This is a genomic window from Ohtaekwangia sp. (genome assembly GCF_036568665.1).
Taxonomy (GTDB): Bacteria; Bacteroidota; Bacteroidia; order Cytophagales; family Cyclobacteriaceae; genus Ohtaekwangia.
Window position 1 is genome coordinate 1 of record NZ_DATCSD010000034.1, and the last position, 3,053, is coordinate 3,053.

2 protein-coding genes are annotated in these 3,053 nt (G+C 46.4%); both read right to left on the reverse strand.

Features of this window, described 5'->3' with window-relative positions:
• Positions 1-2,558, reverse strand: a 2,558-nt coding sequence (gene metH, locus VIN08_RS01730) for a methionine synthase (RefSeq protein ID WP_331959285.1), incomplete at its 3' end; no start/stop codon positions are given.
• Between the two features lie 108 nt (positions 2,559-2,666).
• Positions 2,667-3,053, reverse strand: a 387-nt coding sequence (locus VIN08_RS01735; protein WP_331959288.1) for a homocysteine S-methyltransferase family protein, incomplete at its 5' end; no start/stop codon positions are given.

Below are 3,053 nucleotides of genomic sequence, written 5' to 3' on the forward strand. Positions count from 1 at the left end.
TATTTTGATTCGGGATTTGAAAAATAGAATCCGCTTACGGCTGCGCCCGGATACATGGCGTATGATTCCGTGAGTTGTATACCGATCTCGCCTGCATCGAGTAATTCAAAAAGTAATTTCTTTTCGGTATGATCCGGACAAGCAGGATAACCCGGTGCCGGACGTATACCTTTATACTCTTCGTCTATAAGCTGATCATTTGAAAGATGTTCTTCGCTTGCATAGCCCCATATATCTTTGCGCACTTTTTCGTGCAGGCATTCGGCAAATGCTTCTGCCAATCGATCGGCCAACGCCTTCGCCATGATCTCGGAGTAATCGTCATGGTTAGCTTTATACTTGTCTACCAACACTTCTAACCCTAAACCTGCTGTTACTGCAAACATGCCGAGGTAATCTTTACCGGCTTCGGGAGAAACAAAATCTGACAGACAGAAATTAGGAAGGTTCTGTGCCTTTTTATTCTGCTGGCGCAGGAAGTGAAAGGTAGCAAAAGGTTTATCTTCACCTTCGTGGTATAGATCTATATCATCGCCTGTGTTTACCGCCTGATAGAACGCAATGACACCATTCGCTTGCAGACTCTTCTCGCGAATGATCTCGTCCAGCATGTTGTTGGCGTCATCAAAAAGTTTTTTGGCTTCTACACCCACCACTGCATCCTTTAAAATTCCGGGGTAACGTCCGGCCAGCATCCACGTCTGGAAGAAAGGTGTCCAATCTATATACCTACGCAGTTCTTCCAAGGGGAAACTGGTATATATCTTGCGACCTATAACAGAAGGCCTGGTATACTTTGCAGCAGACCAATCGATATTTACCTTGTTCTTGCGGGCATCGGCCAGCGTAATATAGTTCTTGGTTCCTTTTCTGTTTTCGTGATCAATGCGCAACTGCTGATACTCCTGCTTTACTTTCGACTTGAAACCTGCGCGTGTATCTACGCTGATCAACTCACTGGCTACCGGCACCGAGCGTGAAGCATCGAGTACGTGTACAACCGGCCCGTCATATACCGGGTCGATCTTTACAGCCGTATGTATACGCGATGTTGTAGCACCACCAATCAATAGCGGAAGCTCCAGTTTCTCGCGCTGCATTTCGCGGGCTACGTGTACCATCTCATCCAGCGATGGCGTGATCAAGCCGCTCAAACCTATAACATCTACTTTTTCTCTCTTGGCTGCTTCAATGATTTTTTCAGAAGGCACCATCACACCGAGGTCTACTACTTCGTAGTTGTTACAGGCGAGTACAACGCCTACTATATTTTTACCAATGTCGTGAACATCGCCTTTTACGGTTGCCATCAATATCTTGGCAGCGTTCTTAACTTGACCACCATTGAGTCGTTTTTCTTCTTCGAGGTATGGTGTGAGATAGGCCACCGACTTCTTCATTACGCGGGCACTCTTTACTACCTGCGGAAGAAACATTTTACCGGCACCAAACAGATCGCCCACTACATTCATACCTGCCATCAGCGGGCCTTCAATTACGTGCAGCGGCCGGCCGTATTTAACGCGTGCCTCTTCTGTATCGTGATCTATAAAATCGATAACACCTTTCACCAACGCATAGGTTATACGCTCTTCTACCGTTCCCTTCCGCCACTCATCATCGGTTTCTTTTTTCTTGGCCGCACCTTTTACCGTTTCGGCAAATTCCAGTAGCCGTTCCGTTGCATCGTCTCTGCGGTTGAGCAATACATCTTCTACGCGTTCGAGCAACTCCTTGTCGATCTCATCATATACTTCCAGCATGGTTGGGTTTACAATGCCCATATCCATACCATTCTTTATAGCATGGTATAAAAATGCCGAGTGCATGGCTTCACGCACTTTCTGATTTCCACGAAAGCTGAACGATACGTTGCTGACACCACCACTCACGTGGGCACCGGGAAGATTCTCGCGAATCCATTTAGCGGCACGAAAGAAATCCAACGCGTAATTTCGGTGCTCATCTATACCGGTAGCAACGGGAAATATATTCGGATCGAAGATGATATCTTCCGGAGCGAACTTTACTTCATTCACCATAATATCATACGCACGCTTGCAGATAGAAATTCTGCGCTCATACGTATCGGCCTGCCCTTGTTCATCGAAGGCCATTACTACTACGGCCGCACCATAGCGCTTTACCAGTTTAGCCTGTCGAACAAACTCTTCTTCGCCCGACTTCAAGCTGATGGAATTTACTATACCTTTTCCCTGCAGGCATTTCAGTCCGGCTTCGATCACTTCCCACTTGGATGAATCGACCATCACCGGTATAACTGCGATCTCCGGTTCAGAAGCCATCAGGTTCAGGTATTTGATCATGGCTGCTTTGGAGTCAAGCATACCTTCATCCATGTTCACATCAATTACCTGTGCACCACCGCGCACCTGGTCGAGGGCCACTTCCAGTGCTTCTTCAAATTTATCTTCCTTGATAAGCTTCAGAAATTTAGCAGAACCTGTAACGTTGGTACGCTCACCTATATTTACAAAGTTCGACTGCGGTGTAATCTCTATCGCTTCAAGGCCGCTTAATTTCAATCTATAATTCATGGGGGTCAATTCTCAACAGCGCTCCCGCTTTGCGCGAGAGATTGGATCTTTATTTTTTTCGGATTCGTTTTTATCGGTATATATAGGGGTATATATTTCACAGGCTTGCTAGACTGTAACCTCTTCGTCTGTACTCTGCACAATGCGCGGTTTATACCTGGCTGCTATCGCAGCAATCGTTTTGATATGCTCCGGTGTAGTACCACAGCAACCACCTACTATATTGATCAGGCCTTCTTTCAGAAACACTTCTACCTGCGTGCCCATTTCTTCCGGAGTTTGATCGTAATGACCAAATTCATTTGGCAATCCTGCGTTGGGATATGCGCTCACAAAGAACGGAGCTTTATCATTTAACACTTGCAGGTATGGACGCAACTGACTTGCTCCCAATGCACAGTTCAATCCTATACTCAGCAACGGTACATGCGATACGGAAACCAGAAATGCTTCGGTAGTTTGTCCGGATAATGTTCTTCCGCTGGCATCGGTAAT